General features: G+C 42.4%; 23 protein-coding genes, 1 tRNA gene and 6 pseudogenes. 13 read left to right on the forward strand and 17 right to left on the reverse strand.

From position 1 onward, the window contains the following. Positions 1 to 24 precede the first annotated feature (24 nt). Positions 25 to 447: an Lsm family RNA-binding protein gene (locus JCM16159_RS08535; RefSeq protein WP_054857546.1), complete on the reverse strand. Its 423-nt coding sequence runs from the start codon at positions 445 to 447 to the stop codon at positions 25 to 27. A gap of 86 nt (positions 448 to 533) precedes the next feature. Here JCM16159_RS08535 and JCM16159_RS08540 point away from each other — a divergent pair, with 86 nt between their 5' ends. From JCM16159_RS08540 to JCM16159_RS16420, 5 genes are all read left to right on the forward strand, one after another. Continuing rightward, positions 534 to 857 (forward strand): hypothetical protein, encoded by a 324-nt coding sequence (locus tag JCM16159_RS08540; RefSeq protein WP_243666433.1) that lies wholly within the window; start codon positions 534 to 536, stop codon positions 855 to 857. Positions 858 to 965: 108 nt separating this feature from the next. Beyond that, on the forward strand, positions 966 to 1,466 hold the full coding sequence (locus tag JCM16159_RS08545) for a TFIIB-type zinc ribbon-containing protein (RefSeq protein ID WP_243666434.1): 501 nt from the start codon (positions 966 to 968) through the stop codon (positions 1,464 to 1,466). A 50-nt stretch (positions 1,467 to 1,516) separates the two neighbouring features. Continuing rightward, positions 1,517 to 1,792 carry a cyclin family protein gene (locus JCM16159_RS08550; RefSeq protein ID WP_054857549.1) on the forward strand — a complete coding sequence of 92 codons (276 nt, stop codon included), beginning with the start codon at positions 1,517 to 1,519 and terminating at the stop codon, positions 1,790 to 1,792. A 175-nt stretch (positions 1,793 to 1,967) separates the two neighbouring features. Continuing rightward, the gene (locus JCM16159_RS08555; protein ID WP_243666435.1) at positions 1,968 to 3,074 is read left to right on the forward strand and encodes an ATPase, T2SS/T4P/T4SS family; all 1,107 of its coding nucleotides are present in this window, start codon (positions 1,968 to 1,970) and stop codon (positions 3,072 to 3,074) included. Continuing rightward, positions 3,071 to 3,340: a CpaF/VirB11 family protein gene (locus tag JCM16159_RS16420; RefSeq protein ID WP_243666436.1), complete on the forward strand. Its 270-nt coding sequence runs from the start codon at positions 3,071 to 3,073 to the stop codon at positions 3,338 to 3,340. The genes JCM16159_RS08555 and JCM16159_RS16420 overlap by 4 nt, the downstream gene beginning before the upstream one ends. A gap of 25 nt (positions 3,341 to 3,365) precedes the next feature. Here the strand turns inward: JCM16159_RS16420 and JCM16159_RS16425 are convergent, their stop codons facing one another. From JCM16159_RS16425 to JCM16159_RS08570, 4 genes and pseudogenes are all read right to left on the reverse strand, one after another. After that, complete coding sequence (locus JCM16159_RS16425; protein ID WP_243666437.1) at positions 3,366 to 3,512, reverse strand: hypothetical protein; 147 nt, start codon at positions 3,510 to 3,512, stop codon at positions 3,366 to 3,368. A gap of 633 nt (positions 3,513 to 4,145) precedes the next feature. Then, positions 4,146 to 5,827: pseudogene (gene thsB / locus JCM16159_RS08560) on the reverse strand (thermosome subunit beta). A gap of 62 nt (positions 5,828 to 5,889) precedes the next feature. Then, positions 5,890 to 6,924 (reverse strand): diphthamide synthesis protein, encoded by a 1,035-nt coding sequence (locus tag JCM16159_RS08565; RefSeq protein WP_054857617.1) that lies wholly within the window; start codon positions 6,922 to 6,924, stop codon positions 5,890 to 5,892. A 14-nt stretch (positions 6,925 to 6,938) separates the two neighbouring features. Further along, positions 6,939 to 7,397 (reverse strand): SAM-dependent methyltransferase, encoded by a 459-nt coding sequence (locus JCM16159_RS08570; RefSeq protein ID WP_054857550.1) that lies wholly within the window; start codon positions 7,395 to 7,397, stop codon positions 6,939 to 6,941. A 75-nt stretch (positions 7,398 to 7,472) separates the two neighbouring features. On the opposite strand from JCM16159_RS08570, the pseudogene speD reads away from it, so the two are divergent. Beyond that, positions 7,473 to 7,864, forward strand: a pseudogene (gene speD / locus JCM16159_RS16430) (adenosylmethionine decarboxylase). A gap of 35 nt (positions 7,865 to 7,899) precedes the next feature. Here speD and JCM16159_RS08575 read toward each other — a convergent pair. The 4 genes from JCM16159_RS08575 to JCM16159_RS08585 all read right to left on the reverse strand — a co-directional run bounded on the left by JCM16159_RS08575 (position 7,900) and on the right by JCM16159_RS08585 (position 9,889). Continuing rightward, the gene (locus JCM16159_RS08575) at positions 7,900 to 8,130 is read right to left on the reverse strand and encodes a histone family protein (protein ID WP_013603668.1); all 231 of its coding nucleotides are present in this window, start codon (positions 8,128 to 8,130) and stop codon (positions 7,900 to 7,902) included. A gap of 70 nt (positions 8,131 to 8,200) precedes the next feature. Beyond that, positions 8,201 to 8,380 (reverse strand): hypothetical protein, encoded by a 180-nt coding sequence (locus JCM16159_RS16435; protein WP_367834411.1) that lies wholly within the window; start codon positions 8,378 to 8,380, stop codon positions 8,201 to 8,203. After that, the gene (locus JCM16159_RS08580) at positions 8,380 to 9,165 is read right to left on the reverse strand and encodes an ERCC4 domain-containing protein (protein WP_054857551.1); all 786 of its coding nucleotides are present in this window, start codon (positions 9,163 to 9,165) and stop codon (positions 8,380 to 8,382) included. The genes JCM16159_RS16435 and JCM16159_RS08580 overlap by 1 nt, the downstream gene beginning before the upstream one ends. A gap of 40 nt (positions 9,166 to 9,205) precedes the next feature. After that, positions 9,206 to 9,889, reverse strand: coding sequence for a DMT family transporter (locus tag JCM16159_RS08585; RefSeq protein WP_054857552.1), 684 nt, complete (start codon positions 9,887 to 9,889; stop codon positions 9,206 to 9,208). Between the two features lie 314 nt (positions 9,890 to 10,203). Between JCM16159_RS08585 and JCM16159_RS08590 the strand changes: the two are divergent. Together JCM16159_RS08590 and JCM16159_RS08595 are read left to right on the forward strand one after the other, a co-directional pair. Further along, positions 10,204 to 10,898 (forward strand): annotated as a pseudogene (locus JCM16159_RS08590) (phosphoribosyltransferase). Positions 10,899 to 10,954: 56 nt separating this feature from the next. After that, positions 10,955 to 11,512, forward strand: coding sequence for a hypothetical protein (locus JCM16159_RS08595; protein ID WP_054857553.1), 558 nt, complete (start codon positions 10,955 to 10,957; stop codon positions 11,510 to 11,512). Here JCM16159_RS08595 and nucS read toward each other — a convergent pair. The 4 genes and pseudogenes from nucS to JCM16159_RS08615 form a co-directional block, all read right to left on the reverse strand. Continuing rightward, positions 11,509 to 12,264, reverse strand: a complete 756-nt coding sequence (gene nucS / locus JCM16159_RS08600) for an endonuclease NucS (protein ID WP_054857554.1) — start codon at positions 12,262 to 12,264, stop codon at positions 11,509 to 11,511. The genes JCM16159_RS08595 and nucS overlap by 4 nt on opposite strands. A gap of 49 nt (positions 12,265 to 12,313) precedes the next feature. Continuing rightward, positions 12,314 to 12,688, reverse strand: a complete 375-nt coding sequence (locus JCM16159_RS08605; protein WP_054857555.1) for a hypothetical protein — start codon at positions 12,686 to 12,688, stop codon at positions 12,314 to 12,316. Then, complete coding sequence (locus JCM16159_RS08610; RefSeq protein ID WP_054857556.1) at positions 12,685 to 12,912, reverse strand: hypothetical protein; 228 nt, start codon at positions 12,910 to 12,912, stop codon at positions 12,685 to 12,687. Before JCM16159_RS08610 ends, JCM16159_RS08605 begins: the two co-directional genes overlap by 4 nt. A 57-nt stretch (positions 12,913 to 12,969) precedes the next feature. Continuing rightward, positions 12,970 to 14,165, reverse strand: a pseudogene (locus JCM16159_RS08615) (citrate/2-methylcitrate synthase). Between the two features lie 171 nt (positions 14,166 to 14,336). On the opposite strand from JCM16159_RS08615, the pseudogene JCM16159_RS08620 reads away from it, so the two are divergent. Further along, positions 14,337 to 14,871, forward strand: a pseudogene (locus JCM16159_RS08620) (nicotinamide-nucleotide adenylyltransferase). Positions 14,872 to 15,001: 130 nt separating this feature from the next. Here JCM16159_RS08620 and JCM16159_RS08625 read toward each other — a convergent pair. The 3 genes from JCM16159_RS08625 to JCM16159_RS08635 all read right to left on the reverse strand — a co-directional run bounded on the left by JCM16159_RS08625 (position 15,002) and on the right by JCM16159_RS08635 (position 17,763). Then, positions 15,002 to 15,077 (reverse strand) — tRNA-Asn (locus JCM16159_RS08625). A gap of 61 nt (positions 15,078 to 15,138) precedes the next feature. Further along, positions 15,139 to 16,359: an FprA family A-type flavoprotein gene (locus JCM16159_RS08630; protein WP_054857557.1), complete on the reverse strand. Its 1,221-nt coding sequence runs from the start codon at positions 16,357 to 16,359 to the stop codon at positions 15,139 to 15,141. Between the two features lie 138 nt (positions 16,360 to 16,497). After that, positions 16,498 to 17,763 carry a Glu/Leu/Phe/Val dehydrogenase gene (locus tag JCM16159_RS08635; protein WP_054857558.1) on the reverse strand — a complete coding sequence of 422 codons (1,266 nt, stop codon included), beginning with the start codon at positions 17,761 to 17,763 and terminating at the stop codon, positions 16,498 to 16,500. Between the two features lie 117 nt (positions 17,764 to 17,880). On the opposite strand from JCM16159_RS08635, the gene JCM16159_RS08640 reads away from it, so the two are divergent. From JCM16159_RS08640 to JCM16159_RS08650, 4 genes are all read left to right on the forward strand, one after another. Beyond that, positions 17,881 to 18,144, forward strand: a complete 264-nt coding sequence (locus JCM16159_RS08640; RefSeq protein WP_243666438.1) for a PadR family transcriptional regulator — start codon at positions 17,881 to 17,883, stop codon at positions 18,142 to 18,144. Between the two features lie 57 nt (positions 18,145 to 18,201). Continuing rightward, positions 18,202 to 18,426, forward strand: coding sequence for a hypothetical protein (locus JCM16159_RS16440; RefSeq protein ID WP_243666439.1), 225 nt, complete (start codon positions 18,202 to 18,204; stop codon positions 18,424 to 18,426). A 53-nt stretch (positions 18,427 to 18,479) separates the two neighbouring features. Beyond that, entirely contained in the window at positions 18,480 to 18,815 is a 336-nt protein-coding gene (locus JCM16159_RS16445) for a hypothetical protein (RefSeq protein ID WP_367834430.1), read from the forward strand. A gap of 122 nt (positions 18,816 to 18,937) precedes the next feature. Continuing rightward, positions 18,938 to 19,378, forward strand: coding sequence for a DUF2286 domain-containing protein (locus tag JCM16159_RS08650; protein WP_054857618.1), 441 nt, complete (start codon positions 18,938 to 18,940; stop codon positions 19,376 to 19,378). Positions 19,379 to 19,390: 12 nt separating this feature from the next. Here the strand turns inward: JCM16159_RS08650 and JCM16159_RS08655 are convergent. After that, positions 19,391 to 22,014: pseudogene (locus tag JCM16159_RS08655) on the reverse strand (DNA-directed DNA polymerase I). Positions 22,015 to 22,037 lie beyond the last annotated feature (23 nt).

A 22,037-nucleotide genomic window follows, 5' to 3' on the forward strand; every position in this document is an offset into this window, starting at 1 on the left:
CAGGATTTTTACATAGTTAATAATTTAGGTTTTTCGCTTAGACATGAACTCATCAAACAACTCCTTAACGCGCTTGGCCAATGGTCCTGAGCCCTCGACACCAGCCGTGGTCACCTTGACATTACCAACCTGCACTATGTTTGCTTCCTCAACATACTTAACCATGCCAGGGAAGTACTTGTCTATGTACCTGGCGAATTCCCTGAGATCCACGAATTCCTGAACAAGGACTACGTCCACTATGGCGTGGCTCATTATCAGTACTCGAGAGAACCTCTCATTCTTATTATTGACTGCGTCCACGAGCATTATGTTTAACGAGCTATCTATACCCACGAGTAATCCCTGGTAAGTCGTGCCCGTGTCCGTGGTTACCCTAACCTCCTTATTGACCATGTTCAGTAATTCCGCATTAAACCTCCTGGCTGCGTCAGCGAGTAATGACATAATTAATCAGGATTACATAAGATAAGCTTTTTTTTAGTATTTTTCCTTACCGTAGACCAATGCAGTTAAGTGGTGATTTCAAGGTAATGGATGTTAAGGGTACGGATTACAGGGGCATTGTAAGGCTTGAAATGAGTAGCGAGTCTGGCGTATCCCTGGCCCTTGAGTACCCAAGGAATGCCGTTGATGTTGATATTAAGCAGGGAGATAACGTTAAAGTTAGTATTAGTAATGAGAAAGACCCAAACTATGCCTCGAATTGGGATGTCTACATGAGTGGAGTCGTGTATTACGTGGGTGGAAATAATGTTAAGATATCGATAGGGGGCTTGTTAATGGATGTTAATAATTTTAAAAATGATGTTAAGGTCGGCGAGAAGGTCTACATTGGTTTGAAGGTGTTAAGGTAGACCAAAAGTTTCAGTAAACTCTCACACTCCACTGGAGTTTAATAACCCTGAGCTATTTGGCATATAAGCACTGGACTTATTAATAATGAGAATGAAATCACAGATGCCATGCAATGCCCTTACTGCGGAAGTTCAAGAATAGTCGAAAGAGATGGACAATACATATGTATGAATTGCGGTACTGTAATTGGTTCTGTATACGTTTATGATACGTATACACAATCATCACCATTAATAGACGGTGAAGAGATTGATCTAACTCCAATATGGAAATCCGTAGAGAGAAGTGTAAGAGGAGGTAATGAGACAAAGTTGAGTGTCTATAAAAGGTTGAGGGCCATAAATGAATTGTTCAGGATAAGGCGTGAGAGCTACTCAATGTATAGGGCCTATGACTGTATGCTTTTCATAGCTAGGTCCTTTGGAATCGGTAATGAGTACATCGAGGAAGCCAAGCTCATTTTTAGAAAAATAATAAGCAAGGATAGTTCATCAGCAACCTACTACGAGGCGGCGATTGCGGCGGTATTATACGTAATATTGTCACATAACCTACCCATAAGCACTAAGCAGGTAATAAGCGCATGTAGGTTAAGGGTCATAAACTGACCTTTGAGGCGATAAGGGGCTCTCTGGCCGCTGTCGGGCTTAGGTATAGTTTGAGGGATAGAATATTATCCCTCATCAGGTCAGGACTTGTTAAATTATTTAATGATTCCTGGGTTACCCTCTATCCTGAAGCCGAGAGGTTTCTCAACTCGTTGCGAAAGTCCGTAATACAATCAAGGAGTCCGCCAATCCTGGCTGCCGCAATCATTTACTGCGTGGGCAAGAGATTTAATTACAAATTAAGGATAGAGGACGTGGCTAAAGTAACCCAGGTTAGTCAATACACGCTGAGGGATTATGTACGTAAGTTATGCCAAACTAATTGATTGTCCATACTTTTTATTCTTGGTGAAGAAATCATGTTAAATTACGTATCTCCACTGAATATACATGCTAATAAAAAAACCGTTGTTAACTAAGTTGATAATCGCTCATCAAATCCTGAACTGTATAAGATGCCCGTTAATTAGCAGGTGTAATTTCGCAAGAAGTCTTTCAGCCATGCTGATCGAGGGCATGGTCGATATCGACGCGCTCGAGACATTAAGTGCTTGCAAATTAACAAATTTAGTAGATATACTAAATATTGCGCGTAGGTTTGATGGACAGGGCTTCATTAATAGGCTCCTTAATCTGTTCATTAAGGAGGGTGCTAGGTCTAATTTAAGGGTGGAATTATTCAAGGAGGGGTCTATCATTACCATGAATGATTTCTCGTTAGTAATTGATAATGCCCAACCAATAGGCGGCACATTTACAATATCATCCCTTAAATACGTAAATAATAATGGTGACTGCCTACTTGAGCTTCATAGGATTAATAATGATTATTTAAATTACCTAGTTGAATTAACGAAGAGAGTTGTTCCCAACCATGACTATTCCCTATCATCACTATTATTATCAAGGGATAAATTTCTATCCATGTTTATTAATGACCATGCACTCAGGTCACTAATAATACTCGCTAGCCTTGGTTTAGGCGATTTAGCACCAATTATACTAGATCAGAATGTTGAGGATATATTCATAACTCAGGACTCCATATACGTCAATCATAGTGAACGTGGAATGTGTAAGGTCATGAATGCCAATCCACAACTAGTTGCAGGGCAGTTCCTTAAGATCGCCAATATTAGCGGTATTAGGGTTTCCGTAGATAATCCCAGCGGTAAATTCTCTATCGCCATTAGTGGCAAGAAACTCAGGATCTCGGTGGATAGATGGCCTCTCGTTGAGGGTTTGTCGGTGCACGTTAGGCTTCATAAGAAGCCATTTACAATTAATGACTTGATTAACATAGGTTCAATAAGTATAAAGGAGGCGAGTAGATTGATTGCTGCGCTACGTGATGGTTTTAGTATGCTTATTATGGGTCCGCCATCAAGCGGTAAAACAACGCTATTAAATGCACTAGATATGGCGCTACCCCTGAATCTGAGGAGGATATACATTGATGAGACTGATGAATCCCTGGAACTACCGACACCAAGCGTTAAGGTTAAGTCAATAATTGGTAAGACCGAAGAGGTACTTAAGTCGCTACATAGGGGTTATGGCGTGTTAATAATCGGCGAATTAAGGGAGAGGGATCACTTCGAAGCTTGATCCACGGCGTTAATGCAGGTCTCCAGGTATTAGGTACCACGCATGCGGATAACGTCGGCTCATTAATGAGCAGGTTAAGGACATTTTCATTGAATGAGTTAATAGACCTGGATAGATTCGTATTAGTAATAATGGAGAGGGATGGTTCAATGCGCCGGGTTAAGTCCATTATCTACCCTCAGTTTTTCAATCCTGAGCAGCAAAAAAATAGATGCAATAATCAATGCATTAATGAGGTTAAACCGCGTCAACAACGGCTATATTGAGTATTCCATTCAATTAAATAGATTATTAAACGATGTTGGTGGTGAAAATGAGCCTAAATGAGTATCTACTGAGTAATGCCAGGGCTAGGGCCCAGGAAATAATTGATTCACTTGATAAGTCCTTAACAATAATTGTTGGCATAATATCGATAGGCCCCATAGCCCTGTTCATTTTTTTCTACGCTCGTGAATCCCTACCTCTCATTAATCATACCTCTATTCGTAACATCAACAACACTTGTCATTAGGAGAATATTTCTTAGGTTTAGGAGTAGGCTTAATGATGAATTATTGAATTCCATGAATGCCCGGGATAATTTCGTAGGAGAGCTATTAAGTGGCGGTGGATCGATGATGATGAATGTCCTCGGTATTAATGATTCGCGTAAGTGGATTTACCTACTAAGGGCTTTATATGAGGTTCATGATGATGTACTTACTTCCATATTATCCAGGGAGTTACAGGGCAGCCTTTCAATTAATGAACTAGGCCTTGCTAGGTATATAATTGCCCTCAAGTATTCAAGTGATAAAATAACAATTAGCGCATTAAATAGGGGATTAAGGACAATAGCGCTTAGTTACTATGTTCTTTTGTTCGCGATACCTGCGGTAGCCAAGTCCCTACAATTTCTTGGAATTAGTTGGAATATCCTATTTGTTATTTCAATCCAGGTGTTAATTGCAATATCCCTCTATGTCCTTCTGAGGGTAATTAAGAAAGAATTTGGTATTGGTATTAATAGGTATATGTTTTTTTATGATTATTATTTTAAGTATTTTACTAAGTATAGGGCTTTTAATATTAGTCAAATGAGCTTGAACCCTCGCCCTTGCCCTCCTCGCCTTCCTTCTTCTCCTCCTTCTTCTCACTCTCAATCTTGCTGGCGGCGATTATCTCATCAATCCTCAACACCATCGTTGCAGCCTCAACGGCAGCCTTTAAAGCCTGCAACTTAACGGTTAGTGGTTCTATTACGTCAATAGCCCACATGTCAGCTACCTTGCCCGTGAAGGCGTTGATACCGTACTTCCAACCATCCTCCTTACTCTCATGTATGTGCCTTAGCTCCGTCAATACATCGACAGCGTCAAGGCCGCATTCTCAGCGAGTGTCTTTGGTATCACCTCCACAGCATTTGCAAAGGCCTCTACAGCATACTGTTCCCTACCGCCAACCTTAGCCGCGAACTGTCTAACTACCTTGGCGACCTCCATTTCGGGTGCGCCGCCACCAGGTAATACGTAGGGCTCCTCGATTACATCAGAGACAACGCTAAGTGCATCTGTTAGGTTCCTCTCGGCCTCATCAACAAGTCTCTCGAAGCCACCCCTAATTAATATACTTACTGCCTTCGGGTTCTTGCATTGCTCGACAAACACCATCTTCTCATCTCCAATTCTTCTCTCTTCAATAAGGCCTGCGAAGCCGAGGTCAGCCTCCGTCATGTCCTCAATATTAGTCACTAGCCTACCGCCAGTTGCCCTAACGAGCTTCTCAATGTCGCTTCTCTTAACCCTCCTAACGGCTAGGATACCTGCCTTAGCCAGGTAGTACTGGGCCATGTCGTCAATACCCTTTGTTGTGAAGACCGCATTCACTCCAAGAGCCTTGAACTTGTCGACGTAGGACTTTAGTATGTTCTCCTCCTCCTCGAGGAACGCCCTTATCTGGTTGGGATCGTTGATCCTAATTTCGGCGTCAATCTCTGGCTTCTCAACCTCGAGTGGTGCATCGAGTAGGGCAATCTTAGCATTAACAATCCTCTTGGGCATTGCTGCGTGGACAACCTCCTTGTCAACGACTATGCCATAAACTAATTGAGTGTCCTCAAGGGCACCACCGTGCTTCTTAACAATCTGTACATTATCCAGGTCGGCTACCCACTTCCCGTTTCTTTCCTCAGCAACCTGTAGCATTGCCTTAACCGCAAGCTCTGCGAAGTAGTCCTTGACGGTCTCACTTATCTTGCCGTGCATTGCCGTAGACGCAACCTTCTTAAGCGTTGTAACATCATCCCTCTTTACCGGGATTGCGATCTTCCTTAGGTGCTCCGTGGCAACATCAAGCGCCTTCTTGAATCCCGAAACAACGACTGTTGGGTGTATGTTCTTATCAAGTAGCTTCTCGGCTTCCTCAAGCAATGCACCGGCCAGTATTACTGCGGTTGTTGTTCCATCACCGACCTCATCATCCTGCGTCTTAGAGATCTCAACAAGTAGCTTGCCAATTGGATGTTGCACGTCCATCTCATCTAGTATCGTTGCTCCATCATTCGTGATTGTTATGTCACCAAGGCTATCAATGAGCATCTTATCCATACCCTTAGGGCCAAGCGTTGACTTCATAACCTCAGCAACCGCCTTGGCAACCATTATGTTTATCCTCATTGCCTCCTTACCAAAGGCCCTCTGGGTACCTTCCTTCAATACCAGTACTGGCACACCGCCGATCTGTGCTAGATATGCCTGTGTACCGCTGCTCATCGGCGTCTCCGTAAAGCACTTCTATAAAAACCTTTCTTTCCTATGAGGAATAAGTCCACGTATTACCACACCAATAAATTACTTAAATCAAGAGTATTCACCTTAAGGGCATCACCAGCATTAATAACAGGTTTTGCAAATCTATCTAAATCATCAATACCAATCCTTGGACATGCAGTATTTACCACCACGTCCACAGGCAGGTTATTAATGTAGTCAGGCGAGACCTCGTTCAGATCAATAACCACGAATTCCTTACCCAAACCCCTCAACCTATTGATTAGCAATTCAACCAGCTCAGGTCTATATTGGCCAGGCTTCCTCGAAACGACGATGCCCACGAGCCTCGCATTACTAAATCCCTGAAGCGCCTTAACCTTAAGGGCCAAGTACCTACGGTATACCTGGTCAACATTTTCAACAGACCCTCTAAACACATCAAGCAGGTAAACAGTTGCTTGCGGCTTTAATAACTTAAATGTCAATGGGTAAAAGTAACCAGAGCCCACAAACAGTACTGTTCCTCGTATTGGAAAGGGAATAAAACAACCAGTTATGGGGCTTGGCGCTACTGACAAGCCAAGAGTCTCAGCAATTTTATATGCGTATAACTTATATGGTAACGCATAGGTTACGAGAACGTCGGTGCCTGGCTTAACGAAATCATCCACAATTTCCCTAACCCTATTTAATAACTCAGGCCTAGGTTTATAATAGATAGCTGAAAACAATACGATGGGGCCTCCTTCGATTTCAATAGTAATAATATCGCCAGACCCACCCCTCCTTACTCTGAGGTTCTTGCTTATTATTCGGAATATATTAGATGGCAAAGCATGCCCTAGATGAATTATGTATTGATAATCACTCAACACCGAGAAATCACAAGCACCCCAAACATTCTGCCCACTTAAGTGTGCCCTATATCCCTTATTACTTAAATATCGCACAGCCTCTAATCCAACGTTTTTAAATCCGAGGGGGGTCTCAACCAGGACTTTAGCGTCTTTACCCACTCTGCTCAGTACTTCTTCAATTCCTTTAAGCGGCAATAAGTACTCGTCTAGTACCTCAGTTAAGTCATTGTTATAATTCACGGGCATGAAAATCTCTAGATGATATATAAATAAATTCTGTGCGTTCTAAATGGACCATTAACAACAATGGATTTTATAGGCCGCCAACCAGGTACCTCAAAGTCGTGACTAACCACGCGAGAGCCGCGTCTTAGCTCCTTACTTAATTTCAGTCGTATTTTCTCATTAGCATCACTACCCAAGTACAACGTTATTACGTCAGCTATTGAGTAATTAAAATCAAACAAGTCGCCCCATACGACATACGCTCTGCCTTTCAACCCCAACTTCTCGAAGGTCTCAATACATGACCTAACAAGTGCTGGGTTAATTTCAATACCTATACCAATGGCATTAAATATCGTGGCTGCTAACACTACGATATTGCACTCACCAGCACCAGGGTCAACAACAACCTCCCCAGGCCTTACATTCGCTAACCTAAGCATTTCTATGGCAACATCACGTGGTGTTGGTACATAAGGTACTGTCATTCCGATACTTCCTGTTCTTTTAAAGGAAAAGGATTTAAAGGCATGCCCTATACGGGGTTCTTAGAACTCAAAGCCATGTCCACAACATCCCAACTGGGATATGAAAGGTTAAATGGGGTGATCGGTAAGCACATATATGGTAACCTATACGGGTCGACCCAAACATTTTAAGTGATGAGAAGTTCTTACGGTCATTAGTAATAAAGGCCGCCGAAATAGCCAATGTACACCTGGTTGAGGTTAAGTCCTGGAAGTTCATAAATGGCGATAAAGAGGGTGTCAGCGTACTTGCCCTAGTTGTAGAGAGCCACATAGCGATACATACATGGCCCGTCTATAGGTTTGCCACGGTTGATGTATATACATGCGGCGACCATAGCATGCCAAATAAGGCATTTAACTATATTGTGAGTGTTCTTAAGCCGAGGAAATATATCGTTAATTATGCGGATAGATCCAGCGAATAATTAATAAATTTAAAAAGAGAAATATTTTAATTTCATTATGATGTGGGTGCAGGTATACACCTAAGTATTCTAATTGCTGTCTTAACATCATCAGCAGTAACGGTCTTTCTTCCAGCATGTCTCGCTAATTCTATACTCTTTGTTGCTATATCAAACGCAATATATTCAAGGATATCTCTCAATGCTTGTATTGCATCTTCACCTACTCTTTCAGCACCAGCTTTATGGAAAATTCTATCTATTGGTGCCAGTGGTAATTCTGGCATTGATGGTTTTTCTCAAAATAAGTATTTAAGGATTTTTCCTCTTTCTACACGTAAGAAATTACGCCATTTATTAAAGTCCTATTTCTTCTAATTTATAGGTTAATGTTGCGAATTTCGTCTTATATAGATAGAAAATTTTACCGCAATTATTACAGCGACAAACCACGATAAAATTCTCACTGCCTCTCTTACTTAGGAATTGCACCATTGTCCAATTATTCATGCCGCAGTATGGGCAGGTAATTACCATTATTTATCACCGAGGAAATCCATTATATTACGCCTACTATTAATATTATCTTCACTGTTTTTGCTATCTCTACTATCGTAATTCTTATTATCACCAGTTTCTTTAATAGCCTCATCTATCGGGATTACAGCATTGTTTTCCTCATCACCATATCTGGTAGTCAATATTTTCCTGACAAGGCTAACTATGCCCTCGTTAATATTATCAACCCTTCTAGTCCATTGTCCCAGGTTGTTCAATGCATCGAGTGGAGTTCCAAACGTTCTCAATAATGCCTCCGCCCTCTTCGGACCTATGCCAGGTAATGATGATAAAAATTGAACCTGGGCATCCCTAATCGTCTCGCCCCTCTTAACTGGCAAGGCCTTAATACCTTTACTTCCCATCTTCTCCGCCAGTGACTTCATTACATAGGCCGTACCCTCCTCATCAGGCGTATATAACACCTTAACGCCTATATTAACCAACGTGCTTAATGCACCGAGTACAGAGTGCTTATGTACATCCCTCCTATTCAAGGCTCTCCATAAGTCACCCTCAACAATTACGTAGGCCTTATCAAACGCGCTTAATAATTCCTTGCTTTGTTCAAAGAGTCTGCCATCAACTATTGATGATATGAAGTCCATAGCCCTCTTACGTTCAATACCAACATTGTTAGGCAGTACGTAATCGCCAATATCCAGTTTACGAGGAACAACACTACAACCTAATCTCTTAATCCACTTAACGACCTCCTCAGCCGTTTCATACTCCCGTGAATCAACTATTATAATACAATCCACAAAATCCCCAAACAGTTAAGTTAAGAACTAATTAATTTACCTAATCCTCACTTAAGTCATTCTGCATCCTAGTCTCCTCGGAAATAACCATGTAAATACCAAGTAATGTCATGACGATGCCAACAACGGTCAATGCCCGAGGGACTTGGTGAAATATTATGTATGCAAGTAATGAGGCAACGATTGGTTCACCCAATGTTGATGTGGTTATGGTTATGGCCCTCGAATACCTAAGGGAATAATTTAGCAATGTATGACCAAGTAACATTGGGCCAAGTACGATCATTAATATGTAAAGCCAGGTGTATAGTGGATATGGCCAAAACCTTGAATGCAGTATTAATCCAACGAATAGCGTTGTTAGGGCTGAAACACTGTAGACTGGCACTGTGTACATAGCTAAGGATACCTTAACCCTAATGAACCTACCCACTAGGAAATACACGGCGCCAGACATTGAACCGACTAGTGCAAGTAAATCGCCAATTAATGCCTTCATACTTACGTAAAACTCGGGTACTGTGATCAATACAATACCAAGGAAGGCCACTAGGGTACCGAGTATCGAGCGTTTACCAACTTTTTCGCCAATTAATTTACCCATTGCTAACGTGAATATCGGGTATGTGGATACCAGTGTAGTACTTGCGGCCACGTTGGTTAGGTATAGGCTCTCAATCCAGGTCATGAAGTGCGTAGCTAGTGCAATACCGCTAACTACCATTAATATTGTCTCATTTCTTAATGGTGCGTAGGTATTATTTCTTCTTTTTTTTCAATAATTAATAATGGCGATAATACTGCCGCGGCTATAGCAGTTCTCCAGAAGCTACTGCTATTGGTTGAGCGCCAGATAGTAGTGTTAATATTGAGGCCCAGGATATTGCCATCACCGCAATTATAAGCAATAAATAGTACCTGAATTGCATAATCTTAGTTAATGGTTTCAGGGTTTAAATAAAAGTATTATTAATGATTCATAATATTGGGTGTGGGACATGAAATTTATAAATCAACCATGAGAATTAACAAAAAAACGTGGTTAAGGTACCAATAAAGTTAGTCAGTTGGGATGAAATAACTGAATGGGCTAGGGTACTATCAATGAAAATAAAAGATTCAGGGTGGTTACCCGATATTGTAGTTGCAATAGCTAGGGGTGGCTATGCACCTGCAAGGCTTGTTTGCGATTATCTAGGCATATCTGATCTAATTAGCCTTCAGGTTGTCCATTGGCCATCAACGGCCCAGGTTGCTGAGAAGGCATACATTAAGTACCCACTTTCCGTTGACTTAAGCGGTAAGAAGGTTCTTGTGATTGATGACATAGTGGATACGGGGGACTCAATACAATTGGCTAAGGAATACATAGAGCGTAATAATAAGAACGTGGAAGTGAGGACCGCAGCCTCCAGTGGATATCAACCGTTGCCAAGTTCAAGCCTGATTACTGGGCAATTGAGGTTAGGGATTGGGTTTGGTTTGTTTATCCATGGAACGTCACTGAGGACATGACGAACTTCATAAGGAGGGTGCTGACTGAGGAGTCTAAGGCCGGTAAGAGGGAGTGGACGTTGAATGAAATAATTAATAGGATGATTGATTGGTACGGTGAAGAGGTCCTCAAGGTTAAGGTCACGTACATAGACCTGGCCCTTAGGAACCTTGAGAGACAAGGCGTGGTTATCAGGACTTATAAGGATGGCGTTGAGCACATAGTACTTAGGTCATGATGTAATAGTGTGTGAGAGAGTAATCATTTTTAAAGCCCACGATTAGTGAACAATAAATGCTAACACAAGAGGAGAGGATAAGAGTATCCATAATAGGTAAACTAGGGAGATTTAGAATATACTTATACCTAATATTGCTGCTGCTCTTCTTAGCAGCCTACTTCTTTGGCTACGCCATAAAGCCTAGCCAGCAATTCGCTGCAGCCGTTAATCAAGAAATAAACCAGATGCAGTCGGAGAAAAATAACCTTACATCAATATCTCCAATAGCGGTATTTTCTTATGAATTAACGAATTACATGATAAACCTAGGTCCATCGTTAATACCACTTTACGGCATCTGGAACACGGCAGCCCAGTGGGTTACTAATGGGATCGCCACAAACGCAGTATCTGGCGATGCGGCAATATCATTAATGGCAGGAACGATAATACTATCGTTAATAATGGCAATACCCTCAGCTGATGGACTGCTTTTTATACTATTGTTAATTAATTACGGAAAAGATAGAGAATTCAAGGACTTGGTTCTCCTCTCATTACGCTGGTATATAATGTCGGTGATCCTCGCCATGGTACTCATAATACTGTTATTAGCCATGCCATATAACTAAAGCATGCCCTTAGGTTCAACACGCCTAAACTCAAGGCCGTACGATCTTAAGTAATGATAAGCCGCGGAGGAAATAGACGGAGCAACCAAGATACCCCTAACGTTCCTGTCCTCCTTCTGGCTCAGGTGTTCGACATAACGCTTAAGCTGATTAACAGCCTCCGGACCTGCTTGCGAGCGCTTGCACTCAATGACAACTAGGTTACCCTTAGAATCTTTACCAAGTATGTCTATGTCACCGACAATTGTGTGGTACTCTCTGGCGATTACCTGCAACCCCTCTTCAACAATACTTGGATTATTGACGATGGCATTAACCATATCTTCCTCCGTACCAAAAACCCTATAATTCAACGTAACACCAAGTCTCACGGCACCAATAAATCTAATAACAGGTATCTCCACAATAACGACCTCCCTCGGGCTAGCCCTAACACTCCTGAGCGTCAACACGCCCAGGTTTATTGAGGCATACAATGTTGATGGTGGTGGGTTCCATAAACGAGGTCTCTCTTTACTAGCTTCATGAATCATGAAGGTACCGTCGGGCTTCGATACGACAAGCCTCGGCATTAATTCCTCGAGCTGCGACTTAGCCCTACCTTCATATGATGCTGTCATGTCTCCGTAAATAAGCATTACATGTGTACTTTTCCTAAGGTTAATGAGTCGGAGAGCCTCAGTAGGCATTGGGTCTACTAGGTATTCTAGGTCGGGCGTGGTTTCCTTACCCATGAAGCTTGTAATGCTCATTATGGGTGTTTTTCATTAAATTGCGGGCATAAGAAGTTTCCTTTTACCACTATTTCGTATATTCAACATCGTCCTCGCTTATCAACTCCAACTCAAAGTTTAATTCATCGAGGACTCTGGCAATGTCGATTATGCTAAGTCTTAGTGGATTAATGACCATATTTAGTGTCTTATTTTCAATCCACAAGTCAAGAGGTTTAATGATTTTTATTACCTCGTCTAAATTGCCTGATTTAATCACTCTAAACCTATAGTATCTGGCATATGCTGTGCATCCACTGTCAAGGGCATGGTTCATGAAGTCGGTATCGTCATTAGCCATTACGAGGGCCCCCTCCTCACTTAGGTTGAGTATGCTTACGTTTCCATCCCTGACAACATAATTAAGGCACTCCCTCCATTTAATTAAATAGACGAGACTCATGCGTCAATCATCTTCTTAATTATCTCCTTTACCCTGTGAATATCGTTATCTTCAATCTCTATTAGGCTTAGAGCGTTACGTAGTACATTATTAAGTTCCTCGTCACTTATTGAATTAATTTCATGAACCTCGGTCATTATGTAATTAACCACCGCCCTGGCGGCCAAACCCTTTAGCTCGGTATGCATCTTTTTCAATTCCGCTAATAATTCAGCACTTCGCATCGAGATCAAAAACAATAAAGTATATCTTTTTAACACTTTTTACTGGTGAAGTATTCATTATTGTCTCTTATCAATGGGTACATAGGGCACGTCATGAGGACCTGTATAGCATGCCCTAGGCCTAAACAGTCTGTGTTGGTCTAGGTACTCTATGGCGTGGGCGGACCATCCAACGACCCTTGACATTGCGAATATTGGCGTGTAATACTCATAGGGTATTCCAAGCAAGTACATTGCTATGCCACTCCAGAAATCAATGTTTGGATAAAGCTTCTTGGGGGCCAACTTCTCGAGGACCACCTTCTCCACCTCCTCGGCGATCCTATACCACGTCATATTACCCTTAGCCTCACTTAATTGCTTGACGAGTTCCTTGTATATCCTAGCCCTCGGGTCATAGGCCTTGTACACTCTATGGCCAACGCCCATTAACCTCTTACCCTCGGCAAGCAGTTTCTCCACATATGGCCTGGCGTTCTCGGGCTTCCCAATCTCCAGGTACTGCTTCATTGCGGCCTCATTCGCGCCACCATGGAGTGGGCCCTTCAGTGTGGCAATGCCAGCCGCTATCGCCGAGTATAGGTCTGTCCATGTTGATATTGCGACTAACGTCGCGAATGTTGATGCTGGTACCTCATGGTCAATGTGGAGGACTAGGTATAGGTCTATTGCCTTTGTTGATGTTTCATCAGGCTCCTTCCCAAACATCATGTAGAGGAAGTTGGCGGCGTGGCTCAAATCCTTCCTGGGCTTAACAAGGTCTAGGCCCCTACTGGCCCTGTAGTGTGCAGCTATCATTATTGGTAGGGCTGACGTTAACTTAACAGCCCTCTTGAGGTTGGCCTCTTTGCTATAATCACTTGGGTTCTCATCAAATGCCCCTAGGGCAGCCACGCCGGCCTCTAGGGCAAGCATTGGGTGAGCCTTGGCTTTACCCAGGGTTGTTACTACTGAATAAACTTCATTGGGCAGGTCCCTGTATGATGCTAGTAATGCCTTGAAGTCATCAAGCTCCTTCTTATTGGGTAACTTGCCATATAGTATTAGGTATGCAACTTCCTCGAAGGTTGAGTACTTAGCTAGGTCATCGATCCTATAACCCCTGTACCAAAGGATACCGTTTTTACCATCAATATCACTTATGGTAGTAGTCTTTACGAGAACATCCTCAAGACCGTGAATTATAGGCCACATGGGCTTTGAATAACTTTACCACTTGTCTCAATCTTAACCTCCTTAACTTCCTCGCTCATACGTCCTTAACCCTACAGTCACTTATTTAAATACTATCCTAGTATATAGTTTAATTAGGTTTAAGGTGTTAGTCAACTGTCGAGTTCTTAATAGATAACTATAAAACTAAGGGCGCCATTATTAACAATAAAAGGCTTAATACCACTAAATTTAATTAACATGTGAATTCAATGACCAGAGGTCTCTTCATCGGCAGGTTCCAACCACCACATTGGGGCCATGTTTGGGCGGTGAGGGATATACTCAATGAGGTTGATGAGTTGGTGGTAGTGATTGGTTCCGCACAGTTCAATTACATAATTAAGGACATTCACGGTTGGGGAGAGGATTTGGATGTTGAGGGAGGCTTTGAGAGAAGGTGGCGTGGATTTGTCGAGGGTGATAATAGTGCCAATACCCAATATCGAGAATAACGCTGCGTGGTTTGGGTATTTAAGGTCATACGTACCACCATTCCAAGTGGCTTACACGGGTAATCCATTCGTGGCCATGTTACTCAGGGAGGCAGGCATTGAGGTAAGGCAACAACCACTCTATGACAGGCAGAAGTACAACTCCACGAGGATTAGGGAATTAATGCTTAAAGGTGATCCTGAGTGGGAAGATCTCGTACCAAAATCAGTGGCTGAAATAATAAGGAAGATAAACGGAATAGAAAGACTAAAGACCATAGCCACAGGCGAAGCAGAACCGCATAAATGGTAAGTAATCGTTAACAATAACCTCAATTAATAATCATAAACTTCCTAATAACGAAAAGCATTGATTTTTATAAATTTCATAGCATAATGCCTCGTGTTTATATTGCATGGTTAGGAGGGATTGAACGCGCTTCTGGCGCCGCCGCGGGATTTGAACCCGGGACCTACGGGTTAACAGCCCGCCGCTCTACCGGGCTGAGCTACGGCGGCAAGCCAATGTTGCCTTGTTAGAATTTAAGTTTTTTTTGTCCTGGTTATAGGGTTGATTGCCTCATTGGGTAAGTGCCTGTTTAAGGCTTTGTAATGCTATATCTATTTTATCTAGGTCCTCCTTTGTTGGTATACCATTTACACTTATCGCATCTATTACCGTGAAGTCCGCCTTCTCAAGCCTTGTTTTTACATGCCTAAGCACCACATCACCCCATCCATAATCCGTTATTAGTAGTACTGGCTTTCCACCCTTTAACTTCTTTATCAATAGGTTGATTATGTAGTCCATCAGTGGGAATGGCTCGGTATCGTATGTGGACACCCCAAGGACTATACCAAGTGCGTTATTTGCCTCTCCAATTAAGTCACCAATACTTGCTCTTTCCTTATCCGTAAACTTATAAATACTAACGTTAAATCCCCAATCACTAAGTACGTGAGCCACATGACTCATTATACCATCGACGAAGCCATACATTGAGGAATACGCAATTACTATCTTCCTATTAACTGGTGTTTTCAACGTGAATTCCCTATATAGGTTAATGGCTTTATTTACGAGGTTTCCCTTGATCACTGCGCCGTGGGCGGGCGCGATAATTTCGATATTGCCTTCAGTCACTGCTAGTACTTTATCGAGGTTTTTAATGACGTTATCCTTGTAAAAACCAATTATGTTCGCAAAGTACTTTCTCATTGATGATATGTACTCATCGCTTAATTCATCAATAAACACTGACTTAGGTATCGTGTACGCACCAAAGACATCACAGGTTATCAAGGCCTTTATTTGGGGTATGTACGTGAACATGGTCTCGGGCCAGTGAAGCCATGGTGCGTGGATAAATGCCAACTGGTAATTCTTTGTGCTTAACGTCTCGTTATCCTTAACAGCCCTGAATTTAGGACTTATTCCATAGAGATTTCTCATTAATTTACTGGTCATTGGGTGACCGATGAAGGTAATACCTGGGTTTCTTTCATACAAAGTCTTTATTGAACCGCTGTGGTCTGGTTCCATGTGATGAATAACGACGTAGTCCAAGTCACGTATATCGATTACGGAATTTAAGGTATTAAGAAACTCACTCTCTAAGCCCTTCTTCCAGGTATCGAAAAGTACCGTAGTATCGCCATCAATCAGTAAATACGCATTATATGTGACCCCCTCCGGTATTTCCCATAAAGCCTCAAAGTACTTAGTTGATGTGTCGTTGTATCTTAGAATAATTAGATCCTTACTCACCTTATCTATGACTACGCTATTCTCGATTCTCATTACAATACTTAAAATAATGTGAATTTTAAGTCAAGTATAGTATGTTTACTTAAAATAACTTCTCTATTTCAATTAAAATTAATATACTAAAATATGAAAAATTATGTTTTTATATTTATTCTTATTCAAATTTATTCATTAGATCCAGCCCCTAACCTTCATTGCGTTGTATATCCTGTCCACAGCCTCTACGTATGCCGCTTCCCTTATCGTTACCTGGCTCGTACCCAGCTTACTCCACCTATTCATTACCCTATTGAATGTGTCAAGCAATATCCTCTCTAGCCTATTCCTCGTCTCCTCCTCATCCCAGAAGTACCACTGCAGGTTCTCAACCCACTCTAGGTATGACATCACGACACCGCCAGCATTAGCTGCTAGGTCGGGCAATATCCAGACACCCTTCGAGTGCAGTGTTTTCTCGGCATCAGCAGTCGTTGGTCCATTTGCGCCCTCAACTATTAGTTTGGCCTTTATGTTATTTGCATTGCCCCTGTGTATAACGTTCTCCAGTGCGGCGGGTACGAGTATATCAACCGGTAGTTCAAGCACTTCATCGTTGGTTATTTTCCTCGTTCCTGAGGCATCGTAGTTCATTACTGTACCTGTCTTATCCTTAACTGCCTTAACATCCGCTAGCTTGAGACCGTTCGGGTTATAGACACCGCCTTTGCTGTCTGTTACGGCAACTACCTTAGCGCCCATCTTCTCCAGCCAATAGGCTCCCCAGTAACCCACATTACCAAATCCTTGAATTGCCACGGTCTTACCCTCAATTCCACCCCATAACTTCTTAGCAGCCTCCCTAGCCCAGACTGCCACGCCAAAGCCAGTGGAGTACTCCCTAACTGGGTTGCCCCATAGTATCACTGGCTTTGCTGTGAATACGCCAGGTACGTTGTGACCTGATATTTTGCTGTACTCATCAACCATCCAGGCCATTATCTGCGGGTCAGTACCAACATCGGGTGCTGGTATATCAACTTCAGGACCTATGAAGGGCGCCAATGCCCTTGCATAGCCCCTGCTTAGTTCCTCAAGTTCCTTCTTGCTTAATTTCTTAGGATCAACTGCAATTGCGCCTTTGCCTCCACCATATGGTAGGCCATTTAATGAGTTCTTGAAGGTCATTACCGTGGCCAGTGCTATGTCTTCCTCAAGCGTTACCTCTGGGTGGAACCTTATACCGCCCTTATACGGTCCTAAGGCGTTGTTGTGCTGTACCCTGTAACCCGTGAATACCTGTATCTTTCCATTATCCATCCTAACGGGTATGTTAACGGTTATTATTCTCTGGGGCCTACTTAGGATTTCATAGACCTCCTCTGGATATCCGCCTAGCTCTATAGCTCTCTTTAGTGTTTGTAGGACACTTTCTAGGAATGTAGTTCCCCTTAGTGACATCGAGACTATGTAAGTGATGGGTTATTAAATCTTTCTCTATTGGCTTATGTAATATGAACATTGACGACCTAGATTAGCATTTAAAGTTATTAATCAATGATTATCCCTGAGAATCTCATGAGCCAGAAGGCGCTCAATAGGCTTATGGCTAAATTAACCAAGGAAAATCTGTGGATTTATGTGGTCAAGTTATTAATGGAGAGACCCATGTATGGTTATGAAATAGCTAGGGAGGTTAGAGAGCGCTTTAACATTAATATAACGAATGTTGGTGTTTACGTAGTGCTTTACAAGATGGAGAGAGATGGTTTAGTGGAGACGTTCATGAGTGATGGATCTAAAATGTATAGGTTGAGCCGGAAACCATGGAGCTTTGGTTAAGGGCTAGGGACTTCATATCCGTAATTCTTAAGGAGGTTTTTAATTGCGGTGTTGACTGTGGTTCTGGGAAGGCTTAAGGACAGGATAGAAAGGATGGGTAGGAGAGTTCTCGAAAAAGGCCTTGCGAGAGTTATGCCTAGAAACCCCAATGCACTAACGATAGCTTCATTAGTTATCGCATTGCCAACACCCTACTTAATGTGGTTGCATTATTACTGGGCCTACGTATTAACGTTCATACTATTGATAATTACAAGCGCATTTGATATGCTTGACGCTTAGTTGCCAGGTATTGGGGAAGGACCTCCAGGCTTGGCGCTTTTCTGGATTCCACACTGGATAGGTATGTTGATTTTATAGCATTAATTGATCTCTGGATAATTAGCAATAGGGGTCTACTGAGTATACTGTCATTATTATTCGCAATACTGGGTTCATTAATGACAAGCTACGCAAGAGCTAGGGCTGAGGCACTTGGTATTAAGATGATGGGTATTGGCTTACTTGAGAGGGAGGAAAGGCTAATTCTCATACTACTTATTCTTTTGATATTCATAGTCACGAGCATGGATGCAGTGGTACTATATGGTCTCTTACTACTCGCATTATTAACAAATGTTACGGCTGTGGAGAGGATAATCATGGCAGTTAGATCTCTGAGCTCTACTTGACTTATAATGAAATGATTTGTTGATTTCATTAGTTCATTTCTTGGTTTTCTTAATTAATGATTATCGATAACAGGGAAAAGCTAAAGCTTTTATAATTGATCCTCAAGCCAATAATTGTGGGTATGGCTGAGGAGAGCGAGAATGTGGTTATTTACGTAGAGAATGAGAACATAGCCAATAAGGAGATTGTTAAGTCGAGCTTAATAGACACCGTGAAGAACTACGTGAAAAAGCTACTGGATCAATGGAACCCAGACGAGTCAGACTTCATAGTACTTAAAGTGTCTCAAACGGTAAGTCTTGATTTACCATTAAGTAAGGAACTCTATAGGAGGGTTGAGAAGTACGGTGTTAAGAGGGTCGGTAATAAGGCTGAGGTTGAGATACCGACCTACGAGATAATATACAGCAATAGGTGGATGGGTGAGGACATGGAGGCCGACAGGTTCGTCGTTATAATGCCCTACATAAATGATGACGTCATAAACCAGGTGGTGAATAATATACTGTCATCACTGACACCTGAGGGTGAGGAAGAAGGTGAGGAATTCCTTGAGGAGTAGGTTGACGGCATTTCATGAGTAATTATCTATTATTGATGAGCCCATTATACTCTCAAACTCTATCCCAAAGGCATCAAGGACCTGCTCAAGCGATGTCCTTAGGTACTCAATGTACTTATTTGGGTCGATTTCATCAATCCTAGCCAACTGTATTGGCTTAACTCCATCCTTACCCGTGGTCTTTACGTAAATTATTATGTCACCAGGCCTTACATTATAGCTAGGCTCTTTAATTGAAGCGCTGCCTTTACATGTTGTGGTGTGTTCTTTGTGTATGATTCAAGAGACTTAGTGAGTGCGGTTCTTATCGCCAACTTGTTAAGTGGTATCTCCTTTCTCTGTAGTTTCCTGTAATAATCCCTGACTTTATCCCTAACCTCCTCAACGACCTTACCGACATCCTCAAGGCCCTGAATATCAGAGAGAAGGCTAATAACCTCATTGAATGCCTCCTTAGCGAAGTCAGGTGTGTTCCTCTTTTTACCAACTAATCCCTTTATGTCCAGTTCACCATTTTGTAGTATGCCGACATAGTTCTTTTTTTTCTTCCGCTCATGGCGACTAATTTATAGACCTTGTCCAGCTCAATCTCAATGCCGAATTCCTTATCCACCCATTCAATTAATTCCTTAAGCTTGTTCTCGTCAGGGTTCCAAATGAATAGGCTATCAGTGTCCCCATAAATGGGTACTAACCCAAGCTCAAGTGCCTTTAATACGGTTTTTGATAACACGTACCTAGCTAGGGCGGTCGTTAACTCAGCGGCAGGTGGGCAATATAGCTGAAAAACCTCGGCTCCTAACACGCCGTATGATGCGTTGATGAAGACCTTGAGGGCGCTCTGTACGACATTATAATAACTCTTCAATAATTCACTTTGTGCAGATTTCGCTAATTTCTTATATACATAGGCCCTTAGGTCCCTGAGTAAGCCAACGATTAATGCAGTCAGTCCCTTTCTATCATTACACACCCAATGGGGTAGTTCTGGTATTGGCTTATTGCCTTGTTCCTTCTCGTTTGGGCATTTAACGGTTTCATAGGATATGTTCCAACGCTTTATCACTGATGGGTACATACTTGCGAAGTCAAGTACGTAGACGTTCGGGAATATGCCGGGCATTGGTTCCAGGACTATGGCACCTGCGTACTTCTTACCCTTAATAATAGCCCTAGTCGCTACGTCACCCTTAGCCTTAACTATATCCTCCTTCTCAGGTATTAACCAACCCCTCCTCCTATGCTCGTAGTACAGCATGTTCCTAATCCATGCCGATATTTGACTCCTGACTAAGTCATCTGGCGGTGTCTTGGAAATCCTGGACATCAATATTATTAGCCTCAGCACTAGGTTGTTATCATACGTCGTCAGATAAAGCCCCAGAAAGGCGTCCCTAAAGTTATAATTAATTAACTCAACGTAGCTCATTTGCGACACGGGCTTATCCCTACTCAGCTTAGACATGCCTATTACCGCGTGGGCTATGGTGTCCAGTGTCCTATCCATGCCCCTATACTTACCACCAAAGGCGTATACCTCGATAGCCCTGATATTGAAGAACTTGTACAAGTCGATATGTATTCCGAGGGCTATGGATGCCTCGTTCCTCCTCAGAATTATCGGTATCTCCTCCTTCTTAAAACCAAGCTTAAGGGCCTGTGGTAGATGTAAGGTAAGTCGAAATTATCACCGTTAAATGTAATCAGTATTGGGTATTGCAAGATTATTGAGAATAATTCTTTCAACATTTCATACTCGCTATCGAAGAACTCCACCTCGACGTCATCGTACATGAGGTCCTCAAGGTCCTCGGGCTTTAACTCCATGTCCGGTCTCCTTAGGACCAGGATCTTCTTTAGTCCATCACTACCTGCAAGGCCTATGGCTATGATTTCATAATTAGCTCCCTGGGGTTCGGCACCCTATTCTCCTGTGGTGTGAATACCTCTATGTCGAGGGATAGCCTCTTAAGGTTTGGTACAGGGGCCTGGAACAGCGGTATCCACCTCCTCGCCTCCTCAAGGAATTCCCTATCGTTTGCGTACAACTTATTTATGAATCCCTCGATCTCGACAGGCACCTCAATGGGCACCTGCACTAGTTTTCCATCCTCAACCCTATAGAACATGCCAGGTATGATCTCGTTATCATATATGTAGCACAAGTGGTACCTTATTCTTGACTCCCAGGTCTTTGGAAGTAACTCCCTTATTGAGTCAGACCTACCTCCAATGCTCAACGGATCCTTAGCATCAATCTTAGTAAGTATAATCTTCTTATCGCTCAATGGGTCATACTTCTCGATAGCTTCAACGTGGCTGAACCCTGGATGTAATATGACCTTCGTAAACTTAGTAATTATTTCTTCCGGCCTCACGTTAGTTAGTAGGTAGGGCCTATGCCCAGTGTTATCGTACCAGAAGTAAATTCTATCATTGACTGGATCGTAAAGTTTAACAAGGGCTTTACCAACCTTCCCATCGTAGGTCACGGTCAGCACTATAGATGGCGGTGTGTTCTGAGGTGTCTCAGCCTTTATTGTTATTTCCTCTTCTTCTTCCTCCTCGCGTTCCTCAAATTCCTCCTCTTCAAATTCCTCTTCCTCCTCTTCTTCCCTATACTCTTTACTCTTCATTTTCCAGCAAGATATAGCTATAA

The organism is Vulcanisaeta sp. JCM 16159 (genome assembly GCF_001316265.1).
Classification (GTDB): domain Archaea; phylum Thermoproteota; class Thermoprotei; order Thermoproteales; family Thermocladiaceae; genus Vulcanisaeta.